Annotated in this window: 10 protein-coding genes; 4 read left to right on the top strand and 6 right to left on the bottom strand. The window is 62.0% G+C overall.

Annotation, left to right across the window (positions count from 1 at the left end; genetic code table 11):
* Nucleotides 1-111 precede the first annotated feature (111 nt).
* Nucleotides 112-255, top strand: a complete 144-nt coding sequence (locus tag ACFQH2_RS18525; protein WP_377077097.1) for a hypothetical protein — start codon at nucleotides 112-114, stop codon at nucleotides 253-255.
* Entirely contained in the window at nucleotides 218-790 is a 573-nt protein-coding gene (locus ACFQH2_RS18520; RefSeq protein WP_377077096.1) for a sensor domain-containing protein, read from the top strand. The genes ACFQH2_RS18525 and ACFQH2_RS18520 overlap by 38 nt, the downstream gene beginning before the upstream one ends.
* A 23-nt stretch (nucleotides 791-813) precedes the next feature.
* On the opposite strand, the gene ACFQH2_RS18515 is transcribed toward ACFQH2_RS18520, so the two are convergent.
* Together ACFQH2_RS18515 and ACFQH2_RS18510 are read right to left on the bottom strand one after the other, a co-directional pair.
* A complete protein-coding gene (locus ACFQH2_RS18515; protein WP_377050719.1) occupies nucleotides 814-1,137 on the bottom strand; it encodes a 2Fe-2S iron-sulfur cluster-binding protein in 324 nt (107 codons plus the stop codon).
* The gene (locus tag ACFQH2_RS18510; RefSeq protein ID WP_377050717.1) at nucleotides 1,138-2,538 is read right to left on the bottom strand and encodes a selenium-binding protein SBP56-related protein; all 1,401 of its coding nucleotides are present in this window, start codon (nucleotides 2,536-2,538) and stop codon (nucleotides 1,138-1,140) included.
* A gap of 176 nt (nucleotides 2,539-2,714) precedes the next feature.
* On the opposite strand from ACFQH2_RS18510, the gene ACFQH2_RS18505 reads away from it, so the two are divergent.
* Nucleotides 2,715-4,919 carry a type B DNA-directed DNA polymerase gene (locus tag ACFQH2_RS18505; RefSeq protein ID WP_377050715.1) on the top strand — a complete coding sequence of 735 codons (2,205 nt, stop codon included), beginning with the start codon at nucleotides 2,715-2,717 and terminating at the stop codon, nucleotides 4,917-4,919.
* 9 nt (nucleotides 4,920-4,928) lie between these two features.
* Complete coding sequence (locus ACFQH2_RS18500; RefSeq protein WP_377050713.1) at nucleotides 4,929-5,906, top strand: IS1595 family transposase; 978 nt, start codon at nucleotides 4,929-4,931, stop codon at nucleotides 5,904-5,906.
* Nucleotides 5,907-6,630: 724 nt separating this feature from the next.
* Here the strand turns inward: ACFQH2_RS18500 and ACFQH2_RS18495 are convergent.
* From ACFQH2_RS18495 to ACFQH2_RS18480, 4 genes are all read right to left on the bottom strand, one after another.
* A complete protein-coding gene (locus ACFQH2_RS18495; RefSeq protein WP_377050849.1) occupies nucleotides 6,631-7,920 on the bottom strand; it encodes an orc1/cdc6 family replication initiation protein in 1,290 nt (429 codons plus the stop codon).
* A 586-nt stretch (nucleotides 7,921-8,506) separates the two neighbouring features.
* Entirely contained in the window at nucleotides 8,507-12,166 is a 3,660-nt protein-coding gene (locus tag ACFQH2_RS18490; protein WP_377077095.1) for a UvrD-helicase domain-containing protein, read from the bottom strand.
* Nucleotides 12,163-13,434, bottom strand: a complete 1,272-nt coding sequence (locus ACFQH2_RS18485; RefSeq protein WP_377050709.1) for a hypothetical protein — start codon at nucleotides 13,432-13,434, stop codon at nucleotides 12,163-12,165. The genes ACFQH2_RS18490 and ACFQH2_RS18485 overlap by 4 nt, the downstream gene beginning before the upstream one ends.
* On the bottom strand, nucleotides 13,431-14,228 hold the full coding sequence (locus tag ACFQH2_RS18480; protein WP_377050707.1) for a hypothetical protein: 798 nt from the start codon (nucleotides 14,226-14,228) through the stop codon (nucleotides 13,431-13,433). The genes ACFQH2_RS18485 and ACFQH2_RS18480 overlap by 4 nt, the downstream gene beginning before the upstream one ends.
* Between the last annotated feature and the right edge of the window lie 121 nt (nucleotides 14,229-14,349).

Below are 14,349 nucleotides of genomic sequence, written 5' to 3'. Positions count from 1 at the left end.
ATAGAACGGGCAGAATGATCGGTATGATCACTGACCCGTTCCGGAGCGGAGTTTCACGCTCCGAAACTCTGCAAGTACGCTTTATTTGTTGTCGTCGTATCCCATGACGAGATGGGCCAATCAACGAGCGCCAGTGCAACTACTGGAGACGGCATCTCGGGTATCGTTGGAGTAGTCGCGGACGCACAGACGTACAAGAACCTGCTGTACCTCATGCTTGCCTTCCCCTCGGGCTGGCATACTACGTGCTCCTGACGGTTGGATTCGCGCTTGGCCTCGGGCTGTCGGTGCTGATCGTCGGGCAGGCATCCTGCTGGTAACGGTGATCGGACTCCGCTACATCGCCTCGTTTGAGCGCGGTCTCGCGAACGCGCTCCTCGGAACGAACATCGCGGCTCCGGATGATGTCCAGAAAAGCGGGGAGGGTATCGTCGGAACTGTGAAGGCGTATATCCAGGCCGCCTCCACGTGGCGAGGGCTGGGCTTCGTGGCTCTCAAGTTCTGGATTGGCATACTCTCGTTTATTCTCCTGGTCACCTTCCTCGGAACGGGCATCGAACTGATGCTGACGCCGGTGTTCCCCGACGGCGCGTTCAACATCACGGTCGGCAGCTGGGAGGTCGCACAGAGCATCGAGACCACGACTGAACAGGCGGTTGCAGTGCCCGCTGGGGCCCTGCTCGCACTCGCTGCCCTCCATATTCTGAACGCGTTCGCCGGGGCGAACGCCTCTATCGCATCGGCCCTGCTGGGGGCGGAGAATACGGAGACTGCCGAACAGACGGGGTAACAGTTCCAGGGGGAGTCCCTCGCTCACTTCCAGGGAGTGCCGACGACTTCGGCCTGAATCTCGTGACCGACGCGCAGTCGACAGTCGGAGTCGGGCGTGGCGATACAGGGCAACACGTACCCGGCGTCCAGCGAGCGGGGTTTCAGCGCTCGCGCGGGCTTCTGGTGGGACACGTCGCCGTCGAGCAGTGCTGCGGTGCAGGTGCCACAGGCACCGTACAGACAGCCGTACGGAACCGCCACGTCGGCCTCGTTCGCCGCGTCGACGACAGTCTCGTCGTCCCCGACTCGCAGCGTCTCGGTCCGCCCGTCCGGCCAGACGAGTTCGACGGCGTGGGTGGCGGCCATCTACTGCCAGACGTCGCTCGTGCAGTCGCCGCCAGGCCAGCGGATCTCGTGAGCGCGTGCGGGTCCACCCGGCGCGTCGCCGAAGTCGACGAGGAACTCCTCGTCTAGTTCCATCCGTCCCTCGTCGGGATAGACGTCGGCCTTGAGCATCAGCGACCCCTCGTCAGCGATGTCCGGGAAGAACTGGTTGTCCCACGAGGAGAACAGCGACGTCGTCCAGTAGAGTCGCCGTCCGTCCCGGGACAACTGGAGCATCTGCGGTGCGCCGCGAATCTCCTCGCCCTGTACCTGCTGTCGGTCGCCGAACAGGCCGCCGGCCCACACCTGATCGACCAGTCGCGGATTGGCCGCGTCACTCACGTCGTACATCCGCACGTCACCGTGGAGCCAGTTCGAGAAGAACAGGTACTGGTCGTCCAGCGACAGCAGGATATCCGTGATGAGCGGTGGGACTGGCATGTCCCAGTCCTCGTGTTCGCGTGGCTCCTCGTCGATGACGACGTCCCAGTCCCAGGAGCCGTTGTCTTCGTAAAAGCGGATGATGTTCGAGGACAGCGCCGCTCCGACGTATCCCTGCGTCTCCTCGGGGTTGTGACTCATCCGAACTTCGAGCGGGATCTGGCCCTGCTCGCCGAACTCGAGCGTCTGGAGATGCTCGCGGTCGTCCCACGACCAGATGTGAATGCTGTCGCCGTACTCTCCTCCTTCGACGTCTTCGAGGTCGAAGCCCGGATAGTACGTGTTCGGCGCGGCCCACTCGCTGGAGATGAGAACGTCGTGCCGGGGCTGGTACCAGTAGTCGTAGTTCATCTCCATGTCGCCACGGTCGGCCTCCCAGTGGCCGTCGATGCTGAAGTCGTCCTGGTCTAACTGGAGGAAGCCACCGGGGAGTTCGCCCTCCGCGTCACCGAGCATGCTGATAACGACCTTGCCGCCGGGGACACAGTGGACGGTGTGCGGTGCTGACAGGTCGTGTTCGAACACTTCCTCAGGTTCGATGACTTTCACCATCTCGGGGTTGCGCGGGTCCTCCGCGTCGATGATGTGGATTCGCGAGGACCGCTGGCCGGGGACGACCAGATACTGTCGAGACAGCCCCTCGGCGTGACAGGACGACGAGCAGGCGTTCCAGCCGAAGTGGTGGAGTTCGTCGCCCCTGTTGGGCATCTCGACTGTGTCGATAAGTTCACTGTAGGTGTCCGATGTCGGATCGAGGTCGACGATGCCGACGAAGTCGGGTCCGGCGTTCTCCATGCCGACTCGTGGTGCCATCACGTAGGCCGTCTTCTCCCGACCGCTCTCGGTTCGCATTGCCGCCGGCGTCGGATACCCCGGCCCCTCGACTTCATGGTGTTCGTGATCATGATCCTCCGTACTGTGGGTATGTTCGTCGGTGCTCATCCCAGTTGAAATTCGAGTTTAATATAATTAATAATGTGGGTGTTTTGCGGACGCGACGTCGGTCCATGGCTGGCACACTCCCCGTAGCTGTTGATTCCGGAAACGTGGAAGCGACACGCCAGCACTCATCCGGAACAGTTCTCTACTGCATGATATGTGCAAGGAGTCCGGGGGTCATGCCGTTCACGATAGATTTTCTCGACGATGGCCGTGTCCTCGAATGGGCGGCGACGGCCGACGGCGCCGTCGCAACCGAGTGTGACAGCTACACGCCGCGATTCTACGTCGCACCCAGATCACCCGATGCCGCCGGCGATATCACGAGGCTCCAGCCAGTGTACGAGCGCCATCCTGACGTCGTCAGCACCGAAGTGCTCGACCGGCGTCCCGGCTTCCGTCGCGACGACGAAGCGGTACTCGCCGTCGACGTCGACCACATCGACCGGGTCACGTCGCTGGCCCGGCAGGCGCGCCAGCTATCGACGTCGCCGGTCGGGGATCTCGCCTGCTTCAACGTCGACCTCTCCCGGGAGTTTCGGTACTGTCTGGAGAATGGACTCGATCCGACGCCAGCGGCGGACCTGTCCACGCTCCGACTGGGTGTGCCGATGACCGAAACGGGTGGTGACACCTACACGGAACTCTCCGTCGGCGGCGAAAGCGTCGTGGGACCACCGGAGGACATCCTGACCGCGGTCCAGGCGGCACTCGATATACACGACCCGGATATCCTGATCTGCTCGACGAGCGAGATCATCCCGACGCTGTCCGAAATGGCCACGGACGCCAACGAGGGGTTCTCGCTGAGTCGGTGGCCCGGCGTCGACTACCAACGGCTCGCGAGTCGGTCGACGTATTCGAGCTACGGCCGCGTCGGCCACTCCCCCGCCCGGTACAACGTGCCCGGCCGGGCGATCATCGACGAGTCGAACACGTTCTTTTACGGCGAGACGAACCTCGACGGCGCGCTCGATCTCGTCTCCCGATCAAAAAAGCCAGTCCAGGAACTCGCATGGGCGTCAATCGGCAACGTCCTCACCGCGATCCAGATCTGTGAGGCCCACGACCGCGGCGTGCTGGTGCCGTGGAACTCCTGGCGCCACGAGTTCTACAAGCCGATGGGAACGCTCCACGACGCCGACCGCGGCGGGTTCATCTTCGCCCCCGAGGTCGGCCTCCATGAGGACGTCCACGAACTCGACTTCTCCAGCCTCTATCCGAACATCATCTGCACGCGGAACGTCTCGCCGGACGTGATCCGGTGTGACTGTCACACGGGTCGCAACGACGTGCCCGAACTCGGCTACTCGATCTGTGACGAGCGGGGCTACCTCGTCGACGTCCTCCAGCCGATCATCGACGCTCGCGACGAGATCAAGGCCGAGATCCGTCGCGAACAACAGCGTGAGGAGCCCGATCAGGAACGGCTCGCAGAACTCGACGGGCGCTCGGGCGCGCTCAAGTGGATCCTCGTCGCCTGCTTTGGCTACCAGGGGTTCAGCAACGCCAAATTCGGCCGAATCGAGTGCCACGAGGCGATCAACGCGTACGCTCGCGAGATCCTATTGACCGCGAAACAGCGCCTGGAGGCCGGCGGCTGGCGCGTCGTCCACGGCATCGTCGATTCGATCTGGGTGACGCCGGATCCTGACGTCGACGACGATGACCGCGAGGATCTCGACATCCTCGCGACGGCGATCACGGAGGCTGTCGAGATACGGCTCGAACACGAAGCCCACTACGACTGGGTGGCGTTCGTCCCACAGCGCGACAGCGACGCCGGCGCGCTGACGAAGTACTTCGGCAAAGTCGCCGGTGAGGACGAGTTCAAACTCCGCGGGATCGAAGCCCGACAACGGTCGACCCCGTCGTTCATCGAAGACGTCCAGCGGGACTGTCTCAAAATTCTCGATGCCACGCGGTCACCGGACGCCGTAATCGGGCGTCTCGAACGAGCAATCAACGAACTACAGGCGGACACCGTAGCAGTGGAGCGACTCGTCGAGCGAAATCGTGTTTCCAAGCCGCTGGAAGGCTACTCGCAGAATACCCAGAACATGGCGGCCTTAAAACGGGCTCGGGAGCAAGATCTGGCAGTCCACCCGGGGCAGGATATCGAGTACGTGGTCGTCGACGACGAGAAATCGACTCGTGCCCGTGTCGCGCTGGCTCACGAGGACGTCAAGACCTACGACGCCTCGTACTACGAGACCCAACTCGTCAGAGCCGTCGAGAGCCTCCTCTCATCGCTAGGGTGGGATCGGACGGAGATTCGTCGGGAACTCGCTGGGACCCACGAGACGAGTCTGGCGGCGTTCACCAGGAATCGCTCTTATGTAGAATTGCGGAAAGACCGTATAGTTACACTAAACCGACGCTAATTTGGCGATATGGCTTCTGCTCAGCCAGCGTTCGGCGGGATGTTTCGGCAGCTGATTGAGCTGGGCGTCATCGAAATCAATACCGAGCCGCTTGATGCCCGCATCGAGCGGCGACTCAAGGAATTTTGGGAGAATACATCCTGTCCACGGTGCGGTCACCAGAGCATCGTCACGTGGGAGGGAATCGACCGAATCTGGTGCCGTGACTGCAATTTTAAGCCGGTTTTCACCCACGGCACGCCATTCCACGAGAAGCACCTCTCCTGCGGTGAGGTGCTTCTCGCGTTCACACTCTACGCGGACACGCTGCTCAGTATCAACCAGATTGCGCCGTTCCTCGGCCGAGCCTACAAAACCGTTCACACGGCGATTCGAGAGGTGGAAGCCACGGTTCAGCGCGGCTTCCCCGTTGTTTGGAAACTGCTCAACCAGACCATCGACGGACCAACACAAGTCGACGAGTCTGGTAGAGTCTGTTCGGGCTACAAAGGCCAAGAGCCGCCGCGAAACAGTCGTTCTCGCGGCGGCTCGTCCCAGACAGGCCGATCACGCTGGCGGGGACGGCATGGTGATCAGCTGACGCTCGTCGCGGCATGCCGCGACTCGCTTCGGGTAATTCGCGGCCAACTCGGCATCGACTACGAAGGCAATCTTGAACCAGTGATTCAAGAGGCTGAAGACCTCTCCCAGCCGCTGGGAGAGGTCTGGACCGACGGACTCCAAGCGTACCGACAAATGGACTTTGATCACCAAACAGTCGTTCACAAGGAGAGATACGTATCGCCCGAAGGCATCCATATTAACCAGGCTGAATGCCTGTTTTCGCTTGTCCAGCCGTGGCTGCAGAAGTTCCGCGGCCTGTCCAAGCAGGGCTTGGAACAGGCCGCTCACACCTTCGGCATTATCCGCTCACTCAATCTATCTGGTAAATCCGTCGATTCAGCCATTGACTGTCTTGTTATCGGGGCTTTCCGCAGCTCTACATAAGAGCGACTACTCAAGAGACGTCACTTCGGGAGACGTCACAAACAAACTCGCATGGAGCGAACGACCCCCACTCCCTCCCCCGTCATCGATGTGTAAAACCACGAGAGGAGGGTGGGGGGAGGGGGGTGTGGAACGACGGTTTGAACGACATCGACGGTTAAGACGGTCGATGAACTCCTAGACAATAGTTTTCAACATTATCTAAAAAGTAACTATAGTCTGACGGGGTTTTATATAGCAAGAGCTTGAACAGTATCCGTAATAGACCTAGTTACGAGTAAGTGAAGAGATATTCTCGGAACGACCGAGTAAGACCGAGTAACTCAGTTGGTCGTTGCCCTGTCGACGGTTCGTCTCTTGACCGGAGTATTCCTCAGCGAGACGCCCTTTAGCAGCCCGTTCTCGACGAACGAACTCTCACTCCTGCCTCGACCCTCCCGCTCTCGCCCCGACCCCCACCCCTGCTTCCTTGCTGTTTACACATCGATGACGGGGGAGGGTGTCGACGATATCTGTCTTCCGCGGTGATACTGCCCGAGTTTACACTTCGATGACGGGGGGTGTGTGGGGACGAGTGGTTCCATCTCGTTCGTGTTTACACATCGATGACGGAGGGGGTGTTCCCACGACGTCGTCCGAATTCCCCGAGTAAGACGCCTAGAACCCGTAGAATATCCGGAGAAGCGATTTACTGCTCGCGAAAAGAATCACTGCCCGTAAAGAATCACTGCTCGTGAAAGTCTCGTAGCTGCGTGTTGACGACTGTGCGAAGCAGTTCTTCCTGTTCGGCGATCGCCTCTAGCCGGGTATCGTCGACGATGCGGTTCATCATGCCCTCGGGATCGCCGGTGAACGTGAACTCCATGTACATGCCGCCGCCACGACCGCGACTTTTTCGAGATGTCGAGATCAGTCCATACGTCGAGAGCTCTTTGACGTACTTGACGTAGGTTTCGCGGGTCATCTGGTCGGCATCGAGTTCGTCGGTGACCCACTGGTAGATCTTGAAGCCGACCGGACTCGGAACCGAGCTTCGTGACTGGTTCGAATAGGATGCAACGGCGGCAGTGGCGTACAGCGAGACTTTCTTTTGCATCGTCAGTCCCTCGACGAGTTTGAGAGAGCGGTCCTTGTCGATCTCTTCCTGTGACTCTCGGACGTGATCCTCGGTCACTTCGCCGTCGCCACGCTCGTCGGCGAGGTCGCCGGCACCACGAAACAGGTCGATCGCCTTTCGAGCATCGCCGTGGCTCTGTGCGGCAAACGCGGCGACGAGTGGGATCACGCCGTCCTCGAGGGCGTCCTCGCGAAAGGCGTCCCGGCGATTATCGAGAATTTCGCGCAACTGTGTCGCATCGTAATCGGGGAAGTAGACGTCGCGAGGGTTGAACGAACTCTCGGCACGGCCGTCGATATCCTGCATGAACTTCGGGTCGTTCGTCAGCGCTGCGACGGAGACACGGCCTTCGATCTCGTTCGTGTTGCTGGCACGCGATAGCTGGTACAGTAGCTTCGAGTGGGCGGGTTCGTCGTTGGCGCGACGGCCGACCAGAAGGTCGATTTCGTCGAGGATAAAGATGACCGAGTCGTAGTAGCCGTTGATGAGTTCGTACAGGCGACGGTACTTCCGTTTCGTCGACACGCCGGTCTCGGGGACACCGACCGGCGCACCGACATCGCTCGCGACGGTCTGGACGAGTTCGTAGACGGCCTGATCGAGGGTGTTGATCGGTTGGAGGTTGATGTCGACGACGCCGAAGCGTTCGCCCTTCGATTCGCAGAGATCGATGATCTGTTGGGTCACCGCACCGATAATGAGCGATTTTCCCGTGCCGGCGGGTCCGTATAACAGCATATTCGGCGGACGGTTCCCCTGCAGCGTCGGTTTCAGGAACGAGACCACGGATTCGAGTTGATCGTCCCGTCCGACGATCCGCTCCTCGTCGATGATCGTGTCGGGTTCGACGAGGTCGCGATTGACGAAGACGGACTCCGCTCCCTCGTCGTCGAGCATCTCCCTGATCGATCGTTGGCTTCCTTCCCCAGAAGCCGCCTCCTCGGTCTCGGGATCGAGGTTTTTGCTGGCTGTCTCGTCGACCTCCTCCGGAATCGTCTCAGAAACTGGGTCAACATCGTCGTCCAGGTCCGAACGGAGTTGTTCATCAGGGGGTGAGCGAGCGGTCTCATCCTGATCGTTGCCGGCCATACAGGTTCTGTACGTTGGAGGGTTAAAAAGATTGACCTCCGTCGATGTTTATACACACGGTATACTCTGTTTACCCCCTGTATTCGGCGGGTCCGACTCGAATCGGTTAGAACCGTCTCCGAAGTACATTCGAGGGGAGACCCCCGTCATCGATGTGTAAATTGATGGAGATTCGACTTCTACGAACTCAATTGTATCTCACGCGACAACTTCTCTCGCTACTCCCCGTCGTCGAAGTGTATGCCGCGCGTCATACACCCCGGCATCGAAGTGTAACTCACCGGCACCCCCGTCATCGATGTGAAAACGGGGGCTCTCCACTTCGAGGTGTGCCCCATCTTAAGGAATGCATATTGGACGGTTTCTCTGCTGACCTCGTTAACCGTCTCCCCCATCAGGCGTACAGTATGTACCTTTTACTGCGCAGTTGCGTCGTTGCCTTCCACCCCCGAAGCAGGTCGGTGCTATCCCTCTCGATCCGGCAGTGATGAACCTGACATTCACAGGTCAGCAGCATGGCCAATCGCCGTTCGACGACCGCTGGCGGCCACGACGACGTGATCGTATCGCGTTCGACGCCGAAGGTCTCGATTGCCCGACGGACCTGTGCAGTCTGTTTCCGGTGTTGCTCGTGGTGGTGTTTTCGCTGGTGCTCGTGTTGCTCGAAGAGGTACGCGTAGGCGGCGACCTGCAACTCGTAGCGACGGCGGGTGTCCGGCGTTAGATCGGTAAGGGCGATCTTCACGTCGGCGACGTGTCGGTCGCCACTAGCTGTTTCTATGACGAAATCGGCCGTTCCGTGGAGTTCCACCTCGACGCCGTCGATGGTGACGAGTCCATCTATCGGTGTCTCGACGGCGATGTCCACAGCACACTGGAGTCGCTCCCACAGCGCAGACCCGAGGAACTCGTCGAGGATCTCCTCCTGAAAGAACGCAAACAGTGATTCGCGCTCGTCGACGCCGGATCTGGGAGCTTCGTCATCGAGAACCTCGTCGAACAGGTGCCGGACCTCGCCGTCTGCCGATCGCAGTATGTCCTCCGACAGTTCGCGTTCGACGACCCTGGTCAGTACCTCGTGCAAGCAGGTACCGACATCGTCCGGTCCCAGTCGATCGAACTGCAGGGGGATGTCCTCGGGAACGTCGTTCGTGTCCGTATGCAGCGCCCGCCCGAGCAGATGATCGAGCACGTACTCCTCCGGGGCCTCGGTGAGTGGATACATCGTGCTCGGGTTGACGAACCGGGGTACCCACGGAGCCAGCGCGTCGCGACGGGGTGCGGTGATGGCGACGTCCTCGGTGGTTGCAGGGGTCGCGCTCGACCACGTGGCACCGAGTGTGACGTCGTTGATACCGATCTCGAACGCGTCGTCGTTCGATTCGGCCGCAGTATCACGGGTGTAGCCACTGCTCTCGTCGCCGGTGAACGCGAGTCCCTCCTGCATCGCGTCGAGCCAGCGGTCACGGGGACTGTACTCGTGTGGGTCCGACCGCGGGAGTGGGATGACGAGGTGGTCACGTGCGCGCGTGAGCGCGACGTAGAGCAGACGCCAGCCTTCGGCGCGTTCATTCGCCGCCGTCCGACGAAGCCGGTCGGGGCCGACGAGTGAGGGTGCTGTTTTCGACTCGCCGAAATCGTCGGACCAGTGGGCCGTCGCCCAGCGTAGCCCGACGTCGCGGGCCCGCGTGTCGTCCGGATCGTACAGACCGTTCCGGTACGGCGGCAGTGAGATGTCCGTGGGTGTGTCGGCATTCACTGACTGTGTATCGGCTTCCGTTGGCGGGGCGAGCCCTGCGATCCGTCCCTGCGTAATGAACCGCTGGGCGTGGGGGCCATGCTTCCAGAGATCGAAGCCGGGGTTCGCGATGACGACCACGTCGTCCTGATCCCCCTTCATGTCGTGGACCGTTCGGAACTCGACGTCGTGGTCCGCTTCGGCGGTACTGGGCTGGTTCGGCCCGATATGGGCGTTCTCGCGGAACGGGTCAAGCAGTTCCGTGAGTTCGGCCGGCGTGAGTTGGTCGTCGGCTTCCCACTCCTCGAGCGTCTCGACGAGCGCATCGAGATTGGCGATGCGCCGGGACGGTTCGACCTCGAACATGTCGTGAGGATCCGCCCGGAGGGCAAGCCGCTCGATGGCGTCTTCGACGTACGCCGCAGCAGGCCGGGAGCGGAAACTGTCGCATCGCTCGCGGAGTGCGACAAACGCATCGAGTAGGTGCCGGTGCTCGTCAGTGAGCGCACACTCCATGCGGACGGCGTCGATGTCCCACTCGTGAGCCTCGAACTCGTCCGCAAGCGCTTCGAGACCAAGCGGTGCCTCCAGCACGAGCTCGCGTGTCCGATCCGGTGCCATCGGGGCAACGAGCCACTTACACACATCGAGAACGCTCCTGACGACGTTACACTCGAACAGCGACTCGCTGGCGTTGCGAACGCTGAGACCTGCCTCGACGAACGTCTCCTCGTAGGTCTCCATCTTCGAGGACCACCGGAACAGCACGGTAATCCCTAGCGGCTCGCCGTCCTCGTCGATGAACGTTCCGTCGCCGAGCCCGTTCGAGAGCAGCGTCGCCAGAATATCTGCCTCGCCGATCCCGTCGACCGGATCCACCCAGGCGTAGGAGTCCGGCCTCGCGCTCATCGGATCGAACGCGGCGATGTGGACGTTCCTTTCGTCGGTCGGCTCCCGGTCGGCGTCGAGGCCCGGATAGGTCACGTTCAGGTCGCCGATATCCCCGCGTGTTGGATCCGTGAGGACTGGCTCTGCGATCTCGTTGATCGCACTGGCAACGTCGGGCCGACACCGGTATGTCGTCGTCGCCGTCCGGTGCTCGTGGACGTCCCAGTCGTGCCCGAGATAGGTGCCGTCGACGGTCGCCGTCTCGAATAGCGTCGGGTCCGCGTGCCGCCACAGGTAGATACTCTGGAGCAGATCCCCAGCACAGAACACGCGCGTACTGGCTGCGACAAGATGCGAGAGGGCGGCGTGCTGGATCGCCGAGACATCCTGTGCCTCGTCGATGATCAGGCTCTGCACCCGTGTGTGGTAGCGCGCTCTGACCCGCTCGCGATGGGCGTCGTTCACGTCCTCGAATCGGTCGTCGAGACGACCGTCGAAGTAGGCGTCGACGAGATAGGCAACGTCAGTATGCGAGACGATGTGAGTATCGCGGAGGAGTCGGCGATACATACTGCGATACGCCGAAAACACCGTACAGAAGTCGTCGAGACGGGCTTGCCAGTCGTCGTGTAGCCGTGCATCCGCATCGCGGATCCTCTCGCGCTCGCCTTCGTCGAGGTCGTCGTACCTGCCCGCCCCGCCGGAGGTCCCGATGCAGCGTTCGACCGCGGCGACGACGTCGTCGAACGATTCCGGCCGACCTCCCTCGTATACGTCTTCGAGAGTCCCGTCGAGTTCTGCGCGGAACTCGCGCGTCGAGAGGCGACGGTCCCGACAGTGAGAGACGGCGGCCGTCAGCATCTCGCGCACACTGTCTTTGTACTCGGCGTCGGGATACGCCGCTTCCAGCCTGTCGAGCCGCTGTGCGATATCGGGCGCTTCGCGAACCCGCATGTAACACGTCGCGTGCAGTCGTTGCAACCGGGCCTCGTTACCGACGGTTGGCATCTCGTCGAAGCCGAGATCGGCCGCAATCTCGCTCACGACGTCCCGCAGGATGCTATCGATCGTCCCGACGTGTGGTGCCTGACTGAGTCGCTGTACCAGGTGATCGAGTTCGGCGGTCGAGATCTGGCTTGCAGCCGGGACGAGGTCGTGTTCAACGAGTTCCCGGAGACGGCTGCGGATCTCCGGCACGATGCTCGACGCCTCGTTCCGGTTGAACGAGACGACTGCGACGTGTTGCTCGGGCGTCGTGTCGCCTGCGACGTATCTGCGGAGGATCTCCTCTGCGGCGATGTGATGTGCAACGACGGACTTGCCCGACCCGGGGACGCAGTTGAGGGTGAACAGTCCCGACTCGTGCTCGAAGTACGCCTCCCGGATGGCCTGCTGGGCGTTCTCGAGACGGATCGGCTCCTCGCTCATCGTCTGCCCTCCTCGCTATTGCGTCGGTCCTCGTTTTTCTCACCTTCCACAGCCTCACACATCGCCTGCACCGCAGTCGGAAGCTGCGGATCGTCGCTGAGGAGTCGCCGGCGCTCGTCGACCGGCACGACCTCGGGGCTGAGATACTCCAGTAGCGGGGATGGACGCCGTTCCTCTCCGGCAGTCGTCTCGGTGTGCCGTGTCAGTATTAGTCCGGCACCGGCAGCCCGTACCGTGTCGTCGAACTGATCGCGGTCACGGCCGTCGGTCCATGCCGCCCGTGGCGCAAGCGTGCCTGCTCGACCTGCCCCACGAAGGATCGCTTCCTGGAGTTCCGGCGGCACCACACTGTCGGTCTGCTGGGGCCACTCGCCATCGACCAGTCCGACGCCGATCACGTAGGGAATGTCCAGCAACCAGACGTCGTTCGCTTCGAGGACGTCCACGGCGCGTGCGTTCGAGTGTTCTCGCCGCCCCGGGCGCTGTGTGACCATCAGCCGCGCCAGTTCCGCGACGGCACTCCAGGACCGCTCGATAGTTCCCTCCTCGAGTCGATCCGCGTATTTGTGGCCCAGATGCCTGACGAGCGTCTTCACGCGAACCACCGCCCGGGCGTCCTGTTCGGTCTCTGCGAGGGCCGGCGTATCGATTGCCTTCGTCACGGGCAGGCCGCGCTGTTCGTACGTGTCGATCACAGCGTCGAGGACGTCAGTGACAGCCTCCGGTGTTGGTTCGGGACAGTCGTCGAGCCACTCCACGTAGCGCTCGAACCGCTCGTCGATTGTCGGATTCGCCGCGAGTTCGTCACGCCACTCCGTAAGCGTTCGTGAACCGTCGGGTAACGCCTCGATTGCCGCCCCGACGTCCTTCGGATCGAGGGGCCACGGCTGTGTCGTTTCGGACGCCGGACTCCATCGGTGTTCGAGCGGTCGGCAGAGCGTCTCCGCGGTGGGTTCGCCGCCGTCGAGCGTCTCGCACACGGCTTCGACAAGCGCGTACGGACGCGTTTGCGTGACCCGTAGCTGTGTCCAGAACACCGGCGTGAGTCCGTACTGGATCGCCGCCCGGTACAGCGGTGCTTCGTAGCCGTCGAGATCACGCGCGACGACGGCGATATCGCGCACAGGGACGCCCTGGCCCCTGAGCGCGGCGACGGTCGCCATCACGGCGCGAGCCTCTGCCCGGCGGGTCGTCGCCTCCATCTCCGCGACTGGTACGTCGGCGTCATCGAGGGGCTCCGCGAGCGCGAGACGGTCCGCTGGCGTCACGACTCGAACACCACTGCTCCCGGTTGAGCCACGTCAAGCATCTCGGCCACGCGGCGCGAGAGAAACGACCCAGTACCGCGTCGACAGTAGATATCGACGGGGACGGACGTCGAATCCAGGAGCGCGTGCAGCAGGTCGATATCGGCAATCGGGATGCTGCTGATTCCAGCGAGCGAGACACGCTCTACCGCCGGGTACGCCGCGTCCCAGACCTCCCCGTCCGACCTGAGCAGCTCCCTCGTCGCACGCCGGACCGATTCGACTTCGGAGACCGCCTTCGGAGTACGCTGTCGGAGTACTCGCTCGATGTCGACCGCTACCTCGACGAGTTCCATCGCGTCGGCGTCGACGGGGGCGACAAGCCCCTCGGCAACGTCCTGGATGGCGTCGAGTCGTACCGGGTGAAAGCCGGTCACGCTCTCGACTTCCGTCCGGATCTGCTCGACTGTCCGGGCGTCCGACGGGACGGCAGGCGGCGTAATCGACACCTCCTCGTCTGCAAGCACCGCGCGGATCACCGACAGCCGATCGATCCGGTCGAGCGTACTCGCCGACAGCGTTGCAGTGGTGAGTAGCCGCTCGCCGACCGCCGTCGGATCGGCAAACTCGACTCCCTGCTTCGGCGTCTGTGACTCGCGGAGCCGCCGCTGCATGTTCCGTCGATGTAGCTCCACCGGCGTCAGAACCAACTCTGTCCGTGCTGGCGCCTCAGCAATTCGCTCCAGTATCGCTTCCTCCTCGCCCACGTGGAGCGTCAGGTTCTGGGGAAGTTGCCCCTGTCGTGTTTGTGCCATGGTTGTGTCACCGACCGCCACCGAGGGAAGATCGTACGTTCGACGCCGCAGCGTCTTCGTGTCTCTTCAGACTATTCTCTGCGCACTTGAACTGCCTGATAGGATTATAAGCGTCGATTCG

The sequence above is a fragment of the Natronoarchaeum sp. GCM10025703 genome, assembly GCF_042661985.1.
Classification (GTDB): Archaea; Halobacteriota; Halobacteria; order Halobacteriales; family Natronoarchaeaceae; genus Natranaeroarchaeum.
This window is presented reverse-complemented; position numbering and strand designations above follow the sequence as displayed.

Excerpts from the sequence above, each read along its gene's own strand:
- ACFQH2_RS18515 (WP_377050719.1), bottom strand. The coding sequence starts at position 1,137 with ATGGCCGCCACCCACGCCGTCGAACTCGTCTGGCCGGACGGGCGGACC.
- ACFQH2_RS18495 (WP_377050849.1), bottom strand. The coding sequence starts at position 7,920 with ATGCTCGACGACGAGGGAGCGGAGTCCGTCTTCGTCAATCGCGACCTC.
- ACFQH2_RS18490 (WP_377077095.1), bottom strand. The coding sequence starts at position 12,166 with ATGAGCGAGGAGCCGATCCGTCTCGAGAACGCCCAGCAGGCCATCCGG.
- ACFQH2_RS18500 (WP_377050713.1), top strand. The coding sequence starts at position 4,929 with ATGGCTTCTGCTCAGCCAGCGTTCGGCGGGATGTTTCGGCAGCTGATT.
- ACFQH2_RS18525 (WP_377077097.1), top strand. The coding sequence starts at position 112 with ATGGGCCAATCAACGAGCGCCAGTGCAACTACTGGAGACGGCATCTCG.
- ACFQH2_RS18510 (WP_377050717.1), bottom strand. The coding sequence starts at position 2,538 with ATGAGCACCGACGAACATACCCACAGTACGGAGGATCATGATCACGAA.
- ACFQH2_RS18505 (WP_377050715.1), top strand. The coding sequence starts at position 2,715 with ATGCCGTTCACGATAGATTTTCTCGACGATGGCCGTGTCCTCGAATGG.
- ACFQH2_RS18480 (WP_377050707.1), bottom strand. The coding sequence starts at position 14,228 with ATGGCACAAACACGACAGGGGCAACTTCCCCAGAACCTGACGCTCCAC.